Source organism: Candidatus Methylomirabilota bacterium, from assembly GCA_028870115.1.
GTDB lineage: Bacteria > Methylomirabilota > Methylomirabilia > Methylomirabilales > Methylomirabilaceae > Methylomirabilis.
Genome location: JAGWQH010000096.1, coordinates 1 through 17,900 on the forward strand (window position 1 = coordinate 1; position 17,900 = coordinate 17,900).

At 58.7% G+C, this 17,900-nt stretch carries 17 protein-coding genes and 3 pseudogenes; 3 read left to right on the forward strand and 17 right to left on the reverse strand.

The window, feature by feature from the left end; all coding sequences use genetic code 11:
* Nucleotides 1-84 precede the first annotated feature (84 nt).
* Nucleotides 85-165: pseudogene (locus KGL31_10375) on the forward strand (SEC-C domain-containing protein).
* A gap of 81 nt (nt 166-246) precedes the next feature.
* Entirely contained in the window at nt 247-1,014 is a 768-nt protein-coding gene (locus KGL31_10380) for a CDP-diacylglycerol O-phosphatidyltransferase (protein ID MDE2322304.1), read from the forward strand.
* Between the two features lie 37 nt (nt 1,015-1,051).
* On the opposite strand, the gene KGL31_10385 is transcribed toward KGL31_10380, so the two are convergent.
* The 15 genes and pseudogenes from KGL31_10385 to rplM form a co-directional block, all read right to left on the reverse strand.
* Nucleotides 1,052-2,023 carry a DUF4340 domain-containing protein gene (locus KGL31_10385; GenBank protein ID MDE2322305.1) on the reverse strand — a complete coding sequence of 324 codons (972 nt, stop codon included), beginning with the start codon at nt 2,021-2,023 and terminating at the stop codon, nt 1,052-1,054.
* Nucleotides 2,020-3,624, reverse strand: coding sequence for a GldG family protein (locus tag KGL31_10390; protein ID MDE2322306.1), 1,605 nt, complete (start codon nt 3,622-3,624; stop codon nt 2,020-2,022). Before KGL31_10390 ends, KGL31_10385 begins: the two co-directional genes overlap by 4 nt.
* A 2-nt stretch (nt 3,625-3,626) precedes the next feature.
* Nucleotides 3,627-4,394 (reverse strand): ABC transporter permease subunit, encoded by a 768-nt coding sequence (locus tag KGL31_10395; protein MDE2322307.1) that lies wholly within the window; start codon nt 4,392-4,394, stop codon nt 3,627-3,629.
* Complete coding sequence (locus KGL31_10400; protein MDE2322308.1) at nt 4,391-5,380, reverse strand: ATP-binding cassette domain-containing protein; 990 nt, start codon at nt 5,378-5,380, stop codon at nt 4,391-4,393. Before KGL31_10400 ends, KGL31_10395 begins: the two co-directional genes overlap by 4 nt.
* 282 nt (nt 5,381-5,662) lie before the next feature.
* Nucleotides 5,663-6,784, reverse strand: a pseudogene (gene prfB, locus KGL31_10405) (peptide chain release factor 2).
* 132 nt (nt 6,785-6,916) lie between these two features.
* A pseudogene (gene lnt / locus KGL31_10410) lies at nt 6,917-8,356 on the reverse strand (apolipoprotein N-acyltransferase).
* On the reverse strand, nt 8,353-9,156 hold the full coding sequence (locus tag KGL31_10415) for a phosphatidate cytidylyltransferase (protein ID MDE2322309.1): 804 nt from the start codon (nt 9,154-9,156) through the stop codon (nt 8,353-8,355). The pseudogene lnt and the gene KGL31_10415 overlap by 4 nt, the downstream one beginning before the upstream one ends.
* 183 nt (nt 9,157-9,339) lie before the next feature.
* Nucleotides 9,340-9,861 (reverse strand): ribosome recycling factor, encoded by a 522-nt coding sequence (gene frr / locus KGL31_10420; protein MDE2322310.1) that lies wholly within the window; start codon nt 9,859-9,861, stop codon nt 9,340-9,342.
* A 29-nt stretch (nt 9,862-9,890) separates the two neighbouring features.
* On the reverse strand, nt 9,891-10,619 hold the full coding sequence (locus KGL31_10425; protein MDE2322311.1) for a UMP kinase: 729 nt from the start codon (nt 10,617-10,619) through the stop codon (nt 9,891-9,893).
* Nucleotides 10,620-10,666: 47 nt separating this feature from the next.
* A complete protein-coding gene (gene tsf / locus KGL31_10430; protein ID MDE2322312.1) occupies nt 10,667-11,284 on the reverse strand; it encodes a translation elongation factor Ts in 618 nt (205 codons plus the stop codon).
* Nucleotides 11,285-11,314: 30 nt separating this feature from the next.
* Nucleotides 11,315-12,118 (reverse strand): 30S ribosomal protein S2, encoded by an 804-nt coding sequence (gene rpsB, locus KGL31_10435; GenBank protein MDE2322313.1) that lies wholly within the window; start codon nt 12,116-12,118, stop codon nt 11,315-11,317.
* A gap of 366 nt (nt 12,119-12,484) precedes the next feature.
* A complete protein-coding gene (argJ, locus tag KGL31_10440; GenBank protein MDE2322314.1) occupies nt 12,485-13,687 on the reverse strand; it encodes a bifunctional glutamate N-acetyltransferase/amino-acid acetyltransferase ArgJ in 1,203 nt (400 codons plus the stop codon).
* 37 nt (nt 13,688-13,724) lie between these two features.
* Nucleotides 13,725-14,795: an N-acetyl-gamma-glutamyl-phosphate reductase gene (locus KGL31_10445; GenBank protein MDE2322315.1), complete on the reverse strand. Its 1,071-nt coding sequence runs from the start codon at nt 14,793-14,795 to the stop codon at nt 13,725-13,727.
* Nucleotides 14,796-14,952: 157 nt separating this feature from the next.
* A complete protein-coding gene (rpsI, locus tag KGL31_10450; protein MDE2322316.1) occupies nt 14,953-15,351 on the reverse strand; it encodes a 30S ribosomal protein S9 in 399 nt (132 codons plus the stop codon).
* Nucleotides 15,352-15,360: 9 nt separating this feature from the next.
* Nucleotides 15,361-15,834 (reverse strand): 50S ribosomal protein L13, encoded by a 474-nt coding sequence (gene rplM / locus KGL31_10455; protein MDE2322317.1) that lies wholly within the window; start codon nt 15,832-15,834, stop codon nt 15,361-15,363.
* Between the two features lie 191 nt (nt 15,835-16,025).
* Between rplM and tatA the strand changes: the two genes are divergently transcribed.
* Nucleotides 16,026-16,277 (forward strand): twin-arginine translocase TatA/TatE family subunit, encoded by a 252-nt coding sequence (gene tatA, locus KGL31_10460; protein ID MDE2322318.1) that lies wholly within the window; start codon nt 16,026-16,028, stop codon nt 16,275-16,277.
* 24 nt (nt 16,278-16,301) lie between these two features.
* On the opposite strand, the gene KGL31_10465 is transcribed toward tatA, so the two are convergent.
* Both KGL31_10465 and KGL31_10470 read right to left on the reverse strand, forming a co-directional pair.
* Nucleotides 16,302-17,066 (reverse strand): type III pantothenate kinase, encoded by a 765-nt coding sequence (locus KGL31_10465; protein ID MDE2322319.1) that lies wholly within the window; start codon nt 17,064-17,066, stop codon nt 16,302-16,304.
* Nucleotides 17,067-17,072: 6 nt separating this feature from the next.
* A complete protein-coding gene (locus KGL31_10470) occupies nt 17,073-17,891 on the reverse strand; it encodes a biotin--[acetyl-CoA-carboxylase] ligase (protein MDE2322320.1) in 819 nt (272 codons plus the stop codon).
* Between the last annotated feature and the right edge of the window lie 9 nt (nt 17,892-17,900).

The window sequence follows — 17,900 nt, forward strand, 5'->3', positions numbered from 1 at the left end:
CCGCCCCTGCGCGCGCAGCCCGGCGCACCGCCGAGCCCGGCGGCGCGGTCCCTGCGCCCGGCCGCCGCGACCGCGCCGATCAAGGTCGTCGGGAAGAAGATCGGACGCAATGACCTGTGCCCCTGCGGCAGTGGCCGGAAATATAAGAAGTGCTGCGGGGCTTGACCCTCCTTATCCCCGCCGCCTCCTATCCAAGGGGGGCGAGGGGGGGGAAGTAAAAAGACTCCTCTCCCCAGAGGGGAGAGGATGAAGGTGAGGGGGTCGAGCGTAAGGAACCGTGATGCGGCAGGTGTCCGTCATCGGCATCGGATGATGGCGTGGGTAGTGCATCTTTTTACCGCCTTGGGGGCGGTCGTCGGCGTCTGGTGCCTTGTCGCCGTACACAGGGGCGATTATCGCGGGGCGTTTTTCGGGATGCTGCTGGCCGTCATGATCGATGCTGTAGATGGGCCGCTGGCGCGACTGGCTCGGGTCAAAGAGGTTTTGCCCCAATTCGATGGGACGAAACTTGACGACATCGTTGATTATCTAAATTTTGTGATCGTTCCTATTGTGTTGATCCATGAAGCCAACTTGTTGCCGGCGTCGGTCTCGATCTGGATCTTACCTTTTCCGCTGCTTACCAGCGCCTACCGTTTCTGTCATATCTCCGCCAAGACGCCGGATCATTTTTTCACCGGATTTCCTTCATACTGGAACATCCTGGCCTTCTACTACTATGTCGGGAGGAGTCCTCTCTGGTTCAATGCGGTCTTCACCCTCTTTGCGGCGGTGATGGTGCTGGTGCCGATCAGATATATCTATCCCGGCCGTACTCAAACTCTTCGCCCTCTGAACATCACACTGGGTATCCTGTGGGTGGCGGCGCTCCTGATCATCCTCTGGCAGCTTCCCGACTCATCGCCCTCGCTGGTCGCCTGGTCTCTGCTGTATCCGATTTACTATACCGCCCTCTCGTTTGCGCTGCACTGGCGTTTCATGCAGGAGAGTGGACGACCACCTTCTGAAGCCTGACGCCTTCAGCTCCTTTGGTTACTTCGAGATTTCCTGATCAGGGTGAGGACGATGCGGATGGGATTGCTTGTTTGAAGCCGTCCGGTCCGTTTGGTAAGCTGTCCAGAAAGGCCGAATCGATGGTTACCACGCCCTCTCCGGGCTCGGCCATGGCGTAGAGTCCGACCTGTGGGTCGGCAGCCTTCTTCAGCAGGAGCCGCTTCACGCTGCTCGCGTCCTTTAGCTCCAGGATGAGATCGGGATGCTCCAGGCCGTACTTGCGCTTGGCGTCCGGGCCTGAGCCGACAAATGCCGTCGCGCGGGTGTCCTTGATCTTCCACAACAATTGCCCGATTACTGCCGCGTCCGCTCTGGCCTTGATCGGTTTGCTGATCTCCCACCCCTTGCCTTTGGCGTGGCTGAGGCTGATCGGTTGTCCCTTGCCCGTCAGTTCGACCTGGGTGACTTGGTTCGGCTCCAGTGTAAGTAGGGTCTTGTTACGAAAATCGTCCGGTTTCCGATCGGCGCGGAGCCGCACAATGACGGTCGCCAGGAAGACCGCCGGCTCGTCGGGTCGTTTAGCATAGACGGAGCGGCCATTGGGGTTCAGATCGCCCAGCAGGAGAGCCGGTAATGTTTTCCCACCCTTGAGTGTCACGCTGAGACGGAGCGAAGGATGCTCAAGCCCATAGTCAGCGAGGTTTCTTGGCGCCTCCTCAATGCGTCGTTCTTCCCTGGCTTCCAGCAACGTATGGAGCAGCGAGACGACCTCTGAGTCATCGGCCGCAGCCTGTACAGGCTCGATCAGCCGCCACCCGCCTGCCTGGCCGACAGACAGGTCGCCTTCATGCTTCAGCACGATCAGCGCGTCGCCCCGTGAGATGGAGATCTTCTCGACATCCTTCTCTTCGGCCAGGAATAATCGATTGGCGTCCGACCCGGATGGTGTGCTCTTGCTCTCTATGGTGTAGTAGGCCACAACAACAAGCGCCAGCAGCAGCGCGAGCAGGCCAAGCGATCGCCACTTCATCGCGACCGCCTTCGTCCGAGGACTACCGATGTCCCGGAGACGAGGAACAGGCCCGGCACGACGACGACCAGCATCCAAAAAGTCATCCGCCCCTGCACCGCGCTCAGGATGATGGGGGTACTTTTTGCCTCTCGCGGCCGGATGGAGATCATCGCCTCCTCCTCGGCCAGCCAACTGATGCTATTCAGGAAGAGATCCCGGTTACCCGAGAAGTTCAGAAAATTATTGCTGGCAAAGGCGGAGTTGCCGTACACCACCAATCGGGCTGCCCCTGGTTGCTTTTGCGTCTGCCCGTTGTTGGTCCCCTGCACGGTGGCTGCCGCCTTCCCAGCCTCGGGTCCCGGCGGCGTTACCGGCTTTACCTCTGCCGTAGCGACAACGCCGATCGACACCGGTCCCTGTCGATCCTTCCCTTTCTCAAAACTGAGCTGGCCGCGATTCAACTCGCCCTTGTCGGTCTCCGCCCAGCTTCCCGGCCCCGTCTCTCCGAGCTTCTGGACCGTCACCCCCTGCGGCGACTGTTCTGCGACGTCTACAGAGCGCGCGAAGGGAAAGAGGGAGGCGAGAGTGAAATCCTGTGTGATCGCGTGCGGATAGTAAGTCGAGACGATGGGCATCAGGTAATCGCCGCCCATAGTACGAGCGTACTGATCCACAATCACATCATCCCCGACCTTGATGCCGTATCGGCTCACAAACGCTTTCAGACTCGGCGCCGTATACGGATCGAGTTGGATGAGCAGCTTCCCGCCTCGCCCAACAAACGCCTGCAGAGCTTGTAACTCCGATTCATCCAGATCACGTTTCGGCCCGCTGATCACAAGTATCGAGGCGTCCTGCGGGACCTCACGTTCGCGAAGGAGCAACAACTCCTTGACCTGGTAGTTGGCTTTCTCGATGGCTTCCTTTGCCTGCCGGTAGCCGTTCCGCGATCTGTCCTCCAATTCGTTTTCCCCGTGCCCCTTCAGGAAATAGATCGTCCGCGTCCCTTCACGCAGCAGCCTCACCAGCCCATTCGTCAGGTGCTCCTCATCCACCTCAGCGATTTTTTCTTCCTTGTTCTTGGTCTCTAAGATCGTAGTGCCGTAGGTGGCGATGCCGTACCGCTTGGCGCTGCCGGGATTCCGGTCAGGATCGACCACCTCGAAACGGAACCGCTGCGAGAGGTCAGCATACTGGCGCAGGATATCTTCGGCAGGCCCGCGCTCCGCCTGGTCGGCTCGGAAAAAGGCTGTGACCTGGACATCCGTAGCGAGTCCTCTGACCACCTTCCTGGTCTGATCGGCGAGGGTGTACCGCTTCCCTGCGGTCAGATCGAACCGCGTGTTGTGCTTGGCCGAGATGACCTCCACCAGCCCGATGATCCCCAGCACCAGCATCGTCATTAGAGCGACGTTCAGTCCGGAGATCGTGGAGCGTCGATTCAGCCAGGCCATAATCCCACCAAAGAAACGATACACGCTGACCAGGATGAGGACCGCCCCGAGCAAGAGGATACCCCCCATCCACGCCTTCAGATCCGGACGGATGTTATAGGCAATACCGCCCGCGACAAGGAGGATGAGGCCGGCTGGTGCGGTGAAGCGAGCGAGTTTGTCCATGGTCAGCCTCTCCACCGTTTCGATTCCAGAGAACGGAGTGTCAGGAAGAGGCAGAGGAGCGTGAAATTGAGGTAGAAGATCACGTCCCTGCTTTCAATGGTACCCTTGGCAAAGCTGTCGTAATGGTTGATGATCGAGAGGTGCGAGAGGATGGGGCCCAGCGTTGGCCCGGCCGCCTCGGTGGACCAGCCGATGACCCACAGCAGCAGGAGTATACCGAAGGCCCCGACGGCCGCGACGACCTGGTTTTCGGTGAGGGAGGAGGCTAAAATCCCGAGTCCCAGGAAGGCCATGCCGAGAAGCAGGAGACCAAGGTAGCCGCTCAGGATAAGTCCCCATTCCAGCATGGCGAAGGATCCGAGCATTGCGATATCCAGCAGAGTAATCCCGAGCATCATCGAGTACAGCGCGAGCGCCGCCAGAAACTTACCCAACAGCAGCTCCCAGTCCCTGATCGGATACGAGAAGAGTAGCTCGATAGTCCCCGTCTTCTTCTCTTCTGAAAACAGGCGCATGGTGGCCGCCGGCATCAGCAGCAGCATCGTGATGGCGATATCGCGAAAGAGCGGGCGAACGATCCACTCGGAGGCGTTCAGACCTCGACCGAACCCGGGGTTCATCGTGGCCTGCAGGCTGCTGAGCGAGAAGAAGGTGAAGAGGCTATAGAAAAAATAGCCCGAGATGAGCGCAAAGATGGTTAAGATCACGTAGGCGATCGGCGACGCAAAGTAGGCTCGCCATTCTTTCTTGAAGATCGCCAGGACATTCATTCCCGCACCTCCTGCGCTTCTTTGGTCACCAGGCGGACGAAGATCTCCTCCAGACTCATGTCGGCGGGGCGAAGTTCCAGCAGCCCCCATCCGCGCTCAATGATCAGGCGCGACACCTCGCGGCGCAGATCACAATTCCGCTCCGACTCCACGACGAAGCTGTTGGCGGTCTCGCCTGTCGGTTCGGCAGACAGGTGGCACGCAGACAGGTGCGTTTCATCCTCCGCCACGACCCGCAGGACGCCTGGAAGCTGGGTCAGAGCGATCCCGACCTGGTTCACTGGCCCCTCGACCCTGATGCGCAGTTTGGTGGAACTCTGAAGCCCGGCTGTCAGGTTCTCCGGGGTGTCAACTGCTACGATCTGTCCATTGTTGATGATAATCACTCGATGACAGATCATGCTGACCTCGGGCAGAATGTGGGTCGACAGGATGATCGTACTTTGGCCGGCCAGCGCCTTGATGAGCTGCCTGATCTCGATGATCTGTTTCGGGTCAAGCCCGATGGTCGGCTCGTCCAGGATGAGCACCTCAGGATCGTTGAGCAGCGCCTGAGCGATCCCAACCCGCTGCCGATAACCGCGCGAGAGTGCCCCGATCAAGGTCCGCCGCACCCCGGCGACCCCGCACTTTTCCATCACCTCACCGATCTTACGCCGTCGATTCGCACGCTCCACGCCTTTGATCTCAGCCACGAACTCCAGGTAGTCGGCTACCTTCATATCGGTGTAGAGCGGCACGTTCTCCGGCAGGTAGCCGATGCGTCGCCGCATCTGAAGCGACTCGGTCAGGACGTCGAAGCCGGCGACGCGTGCCGTCCCGCTGTTGGGCGGCAGAAAACCGGTCAAAATCCGCATCGTTGTGGTCTTGCCGGCGCCATTCGGCCCGAGGAATCCTACGATCTCCCCTTTATCAACCGTGAAGGAGACATCGCGAATGGCAGTATGCTTGTCGTAATATTTCGTCAGCTTGTCCGCTTCGATCATCCTGCCTCCTACAACCACCAGTCCATCTGTCAGGAAGGCTCAATTCTGGAGAGTCGCCCCCCGCCATAATACACAATCGGGTCCGCTGGATGCAACACTGGGACGCTCTCCTGACAGTGGCGGAGTTGCCCTGATAAGGATGAAGAAGCGTGTGTCGTGTCGCAGAGTCAATCCCAATATGAGTTGAAAAATCGAAGCAGCCTCCCATGCATGTCACGCTACGCGCTCGTCTCGCTCGGTGGCTATCACGATCTCGCGCGCCACCATGTCATGCGGCGCTTTTTACTTCGCCGCGCCAGGCGAGGTGCGCCCTTTCAGCAGAAACGCATCGATGAACGGCTCGATCTCTCCGTCCAGGACCTTGTCGACATTAGAGGTCTCCAGCCCCGTCCGGTGATCCTTGACGAGTTGGTACGGGGCAAGAACGTAGGAACGGATCTGGCTGCCCCAGGCAATCTCCTTCTTTTCGCCTTCAAGCTTAGCCATCTCCTTCTCTTGCTCCCGACGATAGTGGTCGTACAGTCTGGCTCGAAGCACCTTCATGGCCATCGCCTTATTCTTGTGCTGCGATCGCTCATTCTGGCAGGAGACAACGATGCCTGTCGGCAGGTGCGTAATCCGCACCGCCGAGTCGGTGACGTTCACATGCTGTCCGCCCGCCCCGCTGGAGCGATAGGTGTCGATACGCAGATCCTTGTCGTCAATCGCCACCTCGATGGTCTCATCGATCTCCGGGAACACGAAGACCGACGCAAAGGACGTGTGACGGCGGTGGCTGGCATCGAACGGCGAGATGCGCACCAGACGGTGGACCCCGATTTCGGCTTTCAGGCGGCCGTACGCATACCTGCCCGTCACCGTCACCGTGGCGCTCTTGATCCCGGCCTCCTCCGCAGGGAGCAGGTCGATGATCTCGGTCTTATAACGACTGGTCTCCGCCCATCGCAGGTACATCCGCAGCAACATCTGCGCCCAGTCCTGCGACTCGGTACCGCCGGCGCCCGGATTGATGGAGAGGATCGCGTTGCCCGCGTCGTATTCTTCCGCCATGAAGGTGGTCAGCTCGAGCGCGGCAATCTGACCCTCCAGGCTCCGCAGCGAACTCCCCAACTCTTTCAGCGCGTGTGGGTCTTCTTCCTCCCGCAGCAGCCCGAGCAGGACCGTCAGCTCGTCGAGTTCGCTCCCGATGGTCTCCAGTTGGTCAACAACATCCTTAAGCGCACGTTGCTCCTTCATGATCTCCCGAGCGCGGGAGGTGTCGGCCCAGAATTCCTGTGAATGGAGCATCTCTTCGATCGCGACCAGACGTGACTGTTTTCCCGCAACGTCAAAGATAGTCTCGGAGAATATGCAGCTTATCCTTCAGACCATCGAGCGTGCGCGCAAACTCCGCAATCATCGCATCCTCCTCTGTGAAGTGACAGCGGGCACCGAAGCGGTTCTTACGACGCTCCTGGCCCACGTTGCCATGAATACTGCAACAATAAAGATGACACAGATCCACGCAAAGAGATCACCATAACGGGTATAAAACGTGTACGTTCGCTCCATGCGAATCTGGTCTGTAATGACGGTTGGCACAAAGAGATCCGAGGCATGGAGGATCCGGCCGCTCGGATCCACAATAGCGGAAATGCCCGTATTGGCTGCCCGGACCAGGTAGCGGCGATTCTCGACCGCTCGAAGGACCGCCATGGCCAGGTGCTGGGTTGGAGCAGCCGACCGGCCGAACCAGGCATCGTTCGTGATATTGACCAGGAACTCTGCCCCTTCTTTCACGTAGTGTCGAACCTGATCCGGGAAAATCGCCTCATAGCAGATGGTAACTCCAAAACGGCCGCCCGGCATGTCAAAAACGGTGTAGGTCTGGCCCGATTCGAAGTCGCCAATTCCATACGCTAGCTTCTGCACAAAAAACAGAACCGATTTGAGGGGGACATACTCCCCAAAAGGAACCATATGCATCTTATCGTACCGGTTGAGGAGTGTCCGCTGGGGAGAGATCAGGAACGCGCTATTCCGATACCGTGTACCGCCATCGGCGGACGCGGGCGGCTCGGCATCCGGGCTGCCTACCAGGAGATAGCTGCCGGTCTCAGCAGCGATGTCTGAGACGCGACCCAGTAACGCCGGTTCATACCGAAGAAAAAAAGGAACGGCGGTTTCAGGCCATACGATGAGGGCAGGTGTATCCTTTACCGCCTCCAGACTGAGGCGACGATATCGCTCGATGGTGGCGGCCTGCATCGCCGGATCCCACTTCACCCCCTGATCGATGTTACCCTGCACGAGGGCGACTCTAAGTGTTTGTCCGGAACCAACAGGTGCAGAAGGCCCTGTACTGAGCGCCGTCGAAGCGGGTGAAAGGAGTCTGGGGGACCACAATAGGGCCATGACAACCGCGCCGGTCAAGCCGATCGTTTGAAGACGGTACGGCGCGCCTCCAACCAGTTGCGTCAGAGCGATATTGATGAGGACCACGATAAACGACAGGCCGTATACCCCAGCGACGGAGGCAATCGGTAAGAGCAAACTATTTCGGTATTGCGTGTACCCCAGGAGGATCCAGGGAAATCCTGTCAGCGCATAGGTCCGCAGGTACTCTAAACCGACCCATAAGGCTGAGGGACCAAGCAGGTTGAGAGGCCACGGAACATTCGCTGTCCAAGAAACGCCCAGCGCGAACACGCCGAGATAGAGCGCGAGGTATGCGGCCAGAATGAAAAGCGCAAGCGCGCTGAGAGCAAACGGCACGCCGCCGTATGCCGTCATCGAATGCGTCACCCAGGAGACGCTGATAAGATAAAAGAGTAGTCCTGCAAGCGTCCCCAGATAAAAAGCTCGAACCGGGGTCTGGTCTCGAATAGCCGACAGTAATGGGACAAGGGCCACGAACGTCAGCCATCCCAGGTCTGGTGCCGGGAACGCGAGGATGAGGAGCCCGCCGGAAAGCGCAGCCAGCAAGACCGGTATCATACCCACCCCGCGAGGACAGCCCCATAGAGGATAGGCCCGGCGAAGAGGAGGCTATCCACTCGGTCCAGCAGACCACCGTGGCCTGGGATCAGCGCGCCGGTATCCTTCACCCCGAAACTCCGTTTCAACATCGATTCGCACAGATCCCCGACCTGGCCCATCACGCCCACTCCCAATCCCATCGCCACACTCTCAACGGCCCCGAGCCCCTCCCAGAACCAGAACGTGGCCAAGCCGGAGGCCAATACAGAACAGATCAGCCCACCCACGCTCCCTTCTATGGTCTTGCGGGGACTTACGGTGGGACAGAGTAATCGCTTTCCCATCGCCGAGCCTACATAGAACGCCCCGGTATCCCCTGCCCAAGTGACAAACACAAGATAAAAGATATAGGTACGCCCCAACGCCATGGCTCGCAGGAGCGCCGGAAAGCTCAGTAACCCTGCGACATACATAAGACCGAGCAGGGTGATTGCCCCTCGCGAGACAGCCTCTTTCCGATCCGTGCCTGCAACCAGGAGGCTGATCAGCAAAAGAACGATCACCCCCGCGAAGGCCGATATCAGCCAGGGCGCCGGCGCCCCGAAAAACTCCATACAACTCAGCGCCACACCACACCCGATTCCCAGGCGTGTTAACGGATGCCAACCGCCGGCCTTTGCCATCCCATAGAACTCATACAGTCCAACCAGAATCGCGAGAGTCACAAGCAAGAAGAAATGAAGAGCGGTTCCGAACTGAACCAGCAGGAGAAAAGCCGGGAGGAGGATGGCAGCGCTAAGGATCCTTTTCAGATGCATTTGAGCCTGTCCTGTACACCCCTTGTTGTGCTTCGACGGGCTCAGCACGAACGGGAGGCCACCAATCATTTCAATGCAAGTGCCGTTCGCCCTGAGCATGTCGAAGGGTGAACGGGGGATTGCAGGGCAAGCTCATCCAACACAGCGATCAGCTTTCAGCTATCGACTGATCGCTGACAGTCCCTAAAACTCCATAATTTCCTTTTCCTTCTTAGCCAGCAACCCGTCAATCTCATGGATCAACCGGTTTGTCAGCTCCTGGATCACATCCACACCGTGCTTGACATCATCTTCTGAGGCCTCCTTCTCCCGCTCTTCTCGTTTCAGCGCTTCATTGGCCTCACGACGAACGTTACGGACCGCTACCCGACCCTCCTCAGCAATCTTTCGGACCACTTTGACCAGTTCCTTTCGGCGCTCCTCGGTCAGAGGCGGGATAGCAATTCTGATGACCTTCCCATCATTGGTCGGCGTAATCCCCAGATCCGACTTACGGAACGCCCGCTCAATGGCAGTCAGCAGCGAGGGATCCCACGGCTGCACCGTGATCATCCGTGTCTCAGGTACCGCCAGGGTAGCCACCTGATTGACAGGAACGACTGAACCGTAAGCCTCGACCATGAGACCATCCAGCAACGTGAGCGAAGCTCGCCCCGTTCGAACGCCATTAAAGCCCTTCAGTGTGGCGTCAATCGCCTTCCGCATCTCCTTGTCGGCCTTCGCCTGGATCTCTTTCAGCACGTCTCACCCCCGCGAACAATCGTCCCGACCTTTTCGCCGAAGACCAACTGGCGGAGAATCCCAGGCTGGCGAAGATTGAAGACGACAATCGGAAAGAGATTGTCCATGCACAACGAGATCGCCGTCGAGTCCATCACCTGTAACCGTCGGTTGAGCACCTCGATATAGGAGAGTTCATCGAACTTCTTGGCGCTGGGGTCAAGCAGGGGATCCGCAGTGTACACCCCGTCTACCCTTGTGGCCTTGAAGACTACCTCGGCCCCCACCTCCATCGCCCGCAACGCCGCCGCGGTATCGGTGCTGAAATACGGATTGCCGGTCCCGCCGACAAAAATTACGATCCGCCCCTTTTCCAGATGTCGGACGGCCCGGCGGCGAATAAATGGCTCCGCCAACTGCCGCATTTCAATGGCGGTCTGCACTCGGGTAGCAATCCCCTTTCGCTCCAGTACGTCCTGCAAGGCGAGGCCGTTAATCACCGTCGCCAGCATTCCGATGTAGTCGCCGCAGGAACGATCCATCCCTTCGGCGCTGGCGGCAATCCCTCGAAAAATGTTGCCTCCACCCACCACCACCGCAACCTGCACCCCAAGTTCGTGGACTGCTCGAATTTCATCGGCCAGGAAGCTCAATACCAGGGGGCTGATGCCGAACCGTTCATCACCGGCGAGGGCCTCGCCGCTCACTTTCAACATGATCCGCTTGTACTTCAGCGTCCCCATGGCGTCACCTTCGTGGAAGTCTGCGGAGGCCGGGTGCCGTAGCTCAATTACGCTTCACACTCCACCTTCTCGCCCAACTGATACCTGCAAAAGCGTCGGACAACAATGTTCTCTCCGACCTTGGCGATAACTTCCTTGATCCGATCCTCGACCTTGACTTCAGGGGCCTTAATGAAAGGTTGTTCCTGGAGGCAGACCTCACTGAAGAACTTTGCCAGCCGCCCTTGGACGATCTGTTCGATGATCTTTTCGGGTTTACCGGACGATTTCACCTGCGCCACGAGGATCCCTCGCTCCTTCTCAAGGATTTCCGCCGGTACCTCTTCCCGACGGACATACTGGGGGTTCGCCGCTGCTACCTGCATCGCCAGGTCTCTAGCGAGTGACCCGAACTCGTCGGTCCTGGCAACAAAGTCAGTTTCGCAATTCAGTTCCAACAACACGCCGATCTTCCCCCCACCATGAATATACGAAACCACCAAACCGTCAGAGGCCGCTCGCCCCATCTTCTTCGAGGCCGAGGCCAACCCCTTTTCGCGGAGGAGCGTCGTAGCCCTCTCCAGGTCCCCTTCCGCCTCGGCCAATGCGGTCTTACACTCCATGAACCCTACACCTGTCTTTTCACGTAACTCTCTCACTAATGTCGCCGGAATTGTCGCTGACATCCTCACCCTCTTTCCTGAAGTCGTCGCGTCTCAGATCTGTTGAAAAGCCTCCAGTGGCGCTTCAGCCTGACCCGTTTCTTCTACTGAAGGGGCCGGCTCGGTCTGAGCAACTGCCATTGCCTCAGCCGCCAATTCCCCGGCCGCCTTCAGCCGCACGGCTCGGCCCTCCTGGATAACGTCAGCCATACGGACCGCCATCAATCGAATGGCTCGAATCGCATCGTCATTACCAGGGATCGGGTAATCGATCTCGTCGGGGTCGCAGTTTGTGTCCACAACGGCGACGACCGGAATTCCGAGGCGTCTGGCCTCACACACGGCGATCCGCTCCTTCTTGGTGTCGATCACAAATATCGCGCCGGGCAGACGCTCCATCCCTTTAATCCCGCCCAGGGTATATTCGAGTTTCTGTCGCTCCCGCTGCAGCTTTGCAATCTCCTTCTTCGTAAGACGCTCGCACTCACCCTTGGCCTCCATCTCTTCAATATGGCGCAGCCGACTCACGCTCTTCCTGATAGTCTGGAAGTTAGTGAGGGTCCCGCCCAGCCAACGGTGGTTTACAAAGAATTGCTCACAACGATTGGCCTCCTGCTCGATCACATCAGCGGCCTGTTTTTTTGTTCCGACAAACACGACCGGCAGACCTTCGGTTGCCACATCCCTCACGAACTCAATAGCTTCGTGAAATTTCTTCAGGGTTTTTTGCAGATCGATGATATAGATACCGTTCTGCTCCCCAAAGAGAAACTTCTTCATCTTCGGGTTCCAACGCTTAGTCTGATGCCCGAAGTGGACCCCTGCTTCCAATAGCTCCTTAATCGTGACCGTTACCACACCGCTCCTCCGTTCGGCTGAACGTTTCGCGCAGCCCTCTAGGTTTTGTGTCCTCCGCCCTCGTCACCTCCCTGCGAGACCCCTGCACAACCGGTGGGGGCACCCTTGCAGGAATCAGGGGGCGTGTGAAGTTGATACGAGTTCTTTTATTCGTCAACGCCCTGCATTTATACCACGTCAAAATAGATCGGAACAAGCGAAAACAGGAGGTTGCCCACAACACCTCATATGTCTACAATACACCCATAAGTACGAAAGTTCGGACTCCATGCATCCCCTTGCCTTCAGCCTCTCCCCGGAAGGGATGAGGAAATGTTTTTCTGGTGCCCCTCGCCCCTATTTGGGGAAGAGGGCGAGGGTGAGGGGTCAGCTCCGGTACCCGGCGTTGATCCTGACATACGCTTCACTCAAATCGGTGGTCAGGACGACCGCTCCTGCTGCGCCCTCGTGCAGATGAACGGTTAGGTCAAACTCGGGCCGGCGCATTCGTGCGGCCGCCTGTCGCTCTGCCGCCGCGCCCATGCCAACCCCCTTTCGGACCACAGGAATCCTATCCAGGGCGATCTCCACGCGGCTGGGATCGAATCGCATCCCCGAGGCGCCGATGGCCGACATGATCCGTCCCCAATTACAATCCTCCCCAAAGAAGGCCGTCTTGACAAGTGCGGAGTTGGCAATCGCCTTCGCCGCAACCCTGGCATCACGTGTCGTCCGCGCTCCCATCACCTCTATCCGAACAAGTTTGGTCGCTCCCTCCCCATCCTTTACAATCATTGTAGCCAGACGAGAGAGAACCTGAAAGAGGGCCTCTTCAAACGCGGCTAACTTTGGAGTACCGGCTTTCAGCGGCGGCGTATCGCTCATCCCATTCGCAAACAGCAAGACGGTATCGTTCGTACTCATACACCCATCCACCGTGATGGCGTTAAAGGAATCCTTGATTGTCCGCCGCAGAGCCCGACGCAGAAGAGGGGCGGAGACCTGGGCATCGGTGCCCACGAAACAAAGCATCGTAGCCAGATTCGGCGCGATCATCCCGGATCCCTTTGTCATTCCACCGATCACCACGGGTTTGCCGTCCAGTTCAAAGCTGACCGCTGCCTCCTTTGGATGGGTATCGGTGGTCATGATCGCCCTGGCCGCCGCCTCGCCGCCGCGAACCGAGAGACACCCGACCCCCTCGCGAATCCCAGAAAGAATCTTGGAGATTGGAAGCCGCCTGCCGATCACCCCGGTGGAGGCGACAAAGACTTCGCCTGCGGGACGGTCGAGGAGTCCGGCAAGTCGATCGCGCATCTGCGCTGCGTCCCGTTCGCCTTGCGGTCCGGTGCAGGCGTTGGCATTACCGCTATTTGCCACAATCGCGGAGAAATTACCGCCCTTCAGTTGCCGCTCGCAGAGAAGCACCGAGGCCGCCTTCGACCGATTGCTGGTTGTGACCCCGGCCACGGTGGCGGGTCGATCCGAGACGACGAGAGCAAGGTCGAGCCCGGCCTTTTTGATACCGCAGTAGAGTCCGGCAGCCCTGATACCTTTGGCCGCCGTCACCCCACCGGGGATGTCCCGTATCGTCAGCTGCTCCACAAACGGAACGCCTTTGCCTGGGTTAGGGGAAGAGCGGGGGGATTTGCAACCCCGTCCGTTCATCGAGACCCATCATCACGTTCATGGCCTGGATTGCCTGTCCCGAGGCGCCCTTGACGAGATTGTCGATGGCCGTCACGACGATGGCGCGCCGTGTCCTGGTATCGACGGCGAAGCCGATATCGCAGAAGTTGGAACCGCGCACCTGCTTGGTCTCAGGAAATCGACCCTCAGGAAGGACCCTCACGAACGGCTCGTTTCGATACCAATCCCGGTAAAGCGCGCGCAGTTGCTCTATATCTTTAGAGGTCACGAGGGTGGCGGTGATGGTGGCCAGGATTCCTCGGACTGTTCCCACCAGGTGTGGCGTAAACGTCACCAGCACCTCCCGGCCGATGCAGCGGCTGAGTTCCTGCTCAATCTCCGGCGTATGCCGGTGGCTCGCGACTTTGTACGCCCTACAATTGCCATGAAGCTCCGCGAAGTGCAGCGGAAGGTCCGGCTTTCGCCCGGCGCCTGAGGCGCCAGAGATCGCATCAATGACCAGGGAGTCCGGGTCGATGACCTCCCGCTTCAACAGGGGGAGCAGCCCAAGCAGGACAGCCGTGGGGTAGCAGCCTGGCACCGCTGCCAGTCGCGCGGTGATAAGCTGCTGGCGGTAGAACTCTGGAAGGGCATAGACCACTTCTTTCAGCAGCTCCGGCGCCGTATGATCCACGCCATACCACTGGCGATAGACAGCGGGATCGCGTAGACGAAAATCAGCACTCAGGTCAATGACCTTTCTCCCCAAGGGTAGCAACTCGACCGCTGCGGTCATCGCCGTTTTGTGGGGCACGGCCAGGAAGACTACGTCAGCATGCTTCGTCACCTCACGCGAATCGAACTTTTTGCATGTCAGCTTAAGCATGCCAAAGAGACTGGGAAACACCTCTTCGATCGACGAATCCGCATAACTCTCCGAGGTAAGCGCGGTGATCTCCACAGCCGGATGGTTGATCAGGAGACGGAGAAGCTCCACGCCGGTATAGCCGCTGGCTCCGACCACCGCTGCCCTGATCTTACGCCCCGTATCGTCCATCTGCGCTTTCATAAATACAGCCATCAGTTGTCAACGATGTAGGGTGCTGCTTGCTGCGCCCCTGTTGGGCATGGCAAGCCCTGCCCCTACACTACCCGCTCAAAACATAAGCGGCCAGCCATCAGCAAAAGCTACCTGCTGAAAGCTGACCGCTGATCGCTTCTAACAATTAGCGCTTTGAGAATTGGAACCGTGCGCGGGCTCCCTTCTGGCCATATTTTTTCCGCTCCTTCACTCGAGGGTCCCGCGTGAGGAGCCCGGCCTTCCGAAGCGTCGGCCGCAAGGAAGCATCTACAGCCAGGAGAGCGCGGGCGATGCCCAGTCGAACGGCTCCGGCCTGGCCGGTCAACCCCCCACCGGCCACGTTAGCGCGCAGGTCGAACTTCCCCTCCACCCCTATCGTCTTCAGAGGCTGAACGGCCAAGGTTTGATTGCTCGGGCGGCTGAAGTACTCCTGCAGGGGCCGCCGATTGATCACCATCTTCCCGTCACCGGGCGACAACCACACCCTGGCTACAGACGATTTTCGTCGGCCCGTCCCATACAACAACGCCTCTTCCGCTGGCATAGCTGAAATTTATCCCTCCTTGACTGTCCCTTCGACTGAGCTGAGGGCAGGCTTTTTAACGAATGGTGTCGGCTGCTGCGATGCATGCGGGTGAGTGGGACCGGCATACACCTTGAGTTTACGAAACAGCGCATCGCCCAGCTTTGTTTTGGGCAACATCCCACGAACCGCGGCCTCCAGGATCCTCGTTGGGTGACTCTTCATCATCCGCTCAGCCGTGGTCGTCTTCAGCCCACCCGGATAGCCCGAATGGCGGTGATAAAGCTTATCTTTCAGCTTCTTACCCGTTAATACCACTCGCTCGGCATTCACAATCACCACGAAATCCCCGGTATCCAGGTGCGGACTGAAGATCGGCTTGTGCTTCCCTCGCAGGAGCACAGCCACCTCAGTGGCCAGCCTCCCAAGCACCAGTCCAGACGCGTCGATCAGATGCCACCGCCTGTCGATTTCATTAACGGAGCGATGAATTGTCTTGCTCATGACGTAACCTTCCCCCCTTCATACTTGCTGTCTCAGAACCGTTGTAGGTTAAAGGTAGAGGTTACAATTGTCAAGGAAAAAATCGTCAGAGTGCGACGCCAACTCCGTTTTTGATGGAATTCCGCAGTCTGATAGGCTAGTATAATTTTAAAATGTTGGGTGTTAAGGCGCGGAAGGGATTGGAGGAGTAGATGTTCGGACTCGGAATGCCGGAACTGCTGGTAATCTTACTGATTGCCCTCGTCGTGTTTGGCGCTGCCAAGCTGCCGCAAATTGGCAGCTCTCTCGGCACGGCAATTCGCGAATTCAAGAAGTCCGTCGAATCGCCCGAAAGGGAAGTGCCGCCTGCACCCCCCGAGGAGATCCTCTGTAGTCAGTGTCGCCGGTCTTTACAGAAGGATTGGCTGGCCTGTCCTCATTGCGGCACGAAGCGCGAGGCGTAGGGGCGACCGGTCGGTCGGCCCTACCTATATGTTGCGCTCGTAGATGATCCGTAGGCCGGTCAATGTGAGCAGCGGGTCTACATGCTTGACGCTTGGCGACTCGGCAAGGATCAGGTGGGCAAGACCTCCAGTACCGATGACGATGGGATCGCCCCCCAACTCTTCACGCATCCGCGTCACGATCCCTTCCACCAGCCCGAGATAGCCGAAGAACAGGCCGGATTGCATGCTGGCCACTGTCGTTTTTCCCACCACAGTTTTCGGCTTGGCGATATCGATTCGAGGTAGTTTGGCTGTCCGCTCAAAGAGAGCCTCAGCGGCAATCCCGATACCAGGAGCGATGACGCCTCCTACATACTCCCCTTGGGCCGAGACCGCGTCAAAGGTGGTCGCGGTGCCAAAATCCACCACAATCGCCGGGCCGCCGTAGACCTCGAACGCCGCTACCGCATTGACGATCCGATCGGCCCCCACCTCTCGCGGACTATCGTATAGGATCGGCATACCAATCTTGATCCCAGAGCCGACAACCAGGGGGACGATCCCGAAGTAACGATGGCCCATCTCCTCGAGGGATGATTGGAGCGGCGGGACCACTGAGGCGATAATAAGCGCCGAGATCTGCTCCGGCCCCAGCCCGCCGAGGTGTAACAGATTACTGATCAACATCCCGTATTCGTCGCCGGTCCCTTCCCGCCTGGTACTGAGCCGCCAATGCACCCGGAGCTCCTTGTCCTCGAATACCCCGACCACCGTATTGGTATTACCCACGTCCAAGGCGAGCAGCATACGTCTCTACCCTGTAAGCGTGACATCACCGGCAACCAGGTGATGCAACGTACCCCTTGCATCGCGGATCACCAGCCGCCCTTTGCCATCCAGCTCGACCGCGAAACCGGACACCTCTTCATCGCCGGATCGGGCCACGACCATCCGACCCAAGGTCAGACAGCGGCGCCGGACCTGTTCCAGAATGGGCTGGGGTCCATCACACAAGAACCGCTCGTACCAACCGTCGAGGCGCTCGCAGAGTGACCGCACGACCGCTGTTCGATCTATGGGATAGCCGGCCTCAACTCGGAGCGAACCGGCAGTCTGGCGTAGCTCTCCTGCGAAGTCCGTCTCGGTCTGGTTCACGTTGATGCCGATCCCAAGGATGACATAAAGGATGCGGGAGCCCTCTGCCGCCATCTCGCCCAGGATGCCGCCCACCTTCCGGCCGTGCAAGATCAGATCATTCGGCCACTTGAGCGCTGTCGTGAACCCCGTGGTCCGTTCTATCGCCTCGGCCCCTGCTACCGCACCCATGAGAGCGAGCACGGGGGCGCCCTGCGGCGGAATCGGCGGTCTCAGTATGACGGAGAAATACAGCCCCAGCCCCATCGGCGATTCCCATTGACGACCCAGCCGACCACGCCCACGGTACTGCCGCTCCGCAATGACGATCATCCCCTCCGTCTCGCCACGGTCGGCCAGCACGGCCGCTTCGTCATTCGTCGACTCGACCTCCTGGAACAGGTGGATCGCGGTCCCGATCCGCCGCGTGGTCAAGCTGACCCGGATCCCTGTCTCTCGTAACGGCGCCAGGAGTTCCTGATGGTTCCTTACAGCCACTTCGAATCT

Bases quoted from the DNA above. Each gene is read 5' to 3' on its own strand.
- KGL31_10380 (MDE2322304.1), top strand. From the start codon at position 247: ATGAAGGTGAGGGGGTCGAGCGTAAGGAACCGTGATGCGGCAGGTGTC.
- KGL31_10385 (MDE2322305.1), bottom strand. From the start codon at position 2,023: ATGAAGTGGCGATCGCTTGGCCTGCTCGCGCTGCTGCTGGCGCTTGTT.
- KGL31_10390 (MDE2322306.1), bottom strand. From the start codon at position 3,624: ATGGACAAACTCGCTCGCTTCACCGCACCAGCCGGCCTCATCCTCCTT.
- KGL31_10395 (MDE2322307.1), bottom strand. From the start codon at position 4,394: ATGAATGTCCTGGCGATCTTCAAGAAAGAATGGCGAGCCTACTTTGCG.
- KGL31_10400 (MDE2322308.1), bottom strand. From the start codon at position 5,380: ATGATCGAAGCGGACAAGCTGACGAAATATTACGACAAGCATACTGCC.
- KGL31_10415 (MDE2322309.1), bottom strand. From the start codon at position 9,156: ATGCATCTGAAAAGGATCCTTAGCGCTGCCATCCTCCTCCCGGCTTTT.
- frr (MDE2322310.1), bottom strand. From the start codon at position 9,861: ATGCGGAAGGCGATTGACGCCACACTGAAGGGCTTTAATGGCGTTCGA.
- KGL31_10425 (MDE2322311.1), bottom strand. From the start codon at position 10,619: ATGGGGACGCTGAAGTACAAGCGGATCATGTTGAAAGTGAGCGGCGAG.
- tsf (MDE2322312.1), bottom strand. From the start codon at position 11,284: ATGTCAGCGACAATTCCGGCGACATTAGTGAGAGAGTTACGTGAAAAG.
- KGL31_10445 (MDE2322315.1), bottom strand. From the start codon at position 14,795: ATGAAAGCGCAGATGGACGATACGGGGCGTAAGATCAGGGCAGCGGTG.
- rpsI (MDE2322316.1), bottom strand. From the start codon at position 15,351: ATGCCAGCGGAAGAGGCGTTGTTGTATGGGACGGGCCGACGAAAATCG.
- rplM (MDE2322317.1), bottom strand. From the start codon at position 15,834: ATGAGCAAGACAATTCATCGCTCCGTTAATGAAATCGACAGGCGGTGG.
- tatA (MDE2322318.1), top strand. From the start codon at position 16,026: ATGTTCGGACTCGGAATGCCGGAACTGCTGGTAATCTTACTGATTGCC.
- KGL31_10465 (MDE2322319.1), bottom strand. From the start codon at position 17,066: ATGCTGCTCGCCTTGGACGTGGGTAATACCAATACGGTGGTCGGGGTA.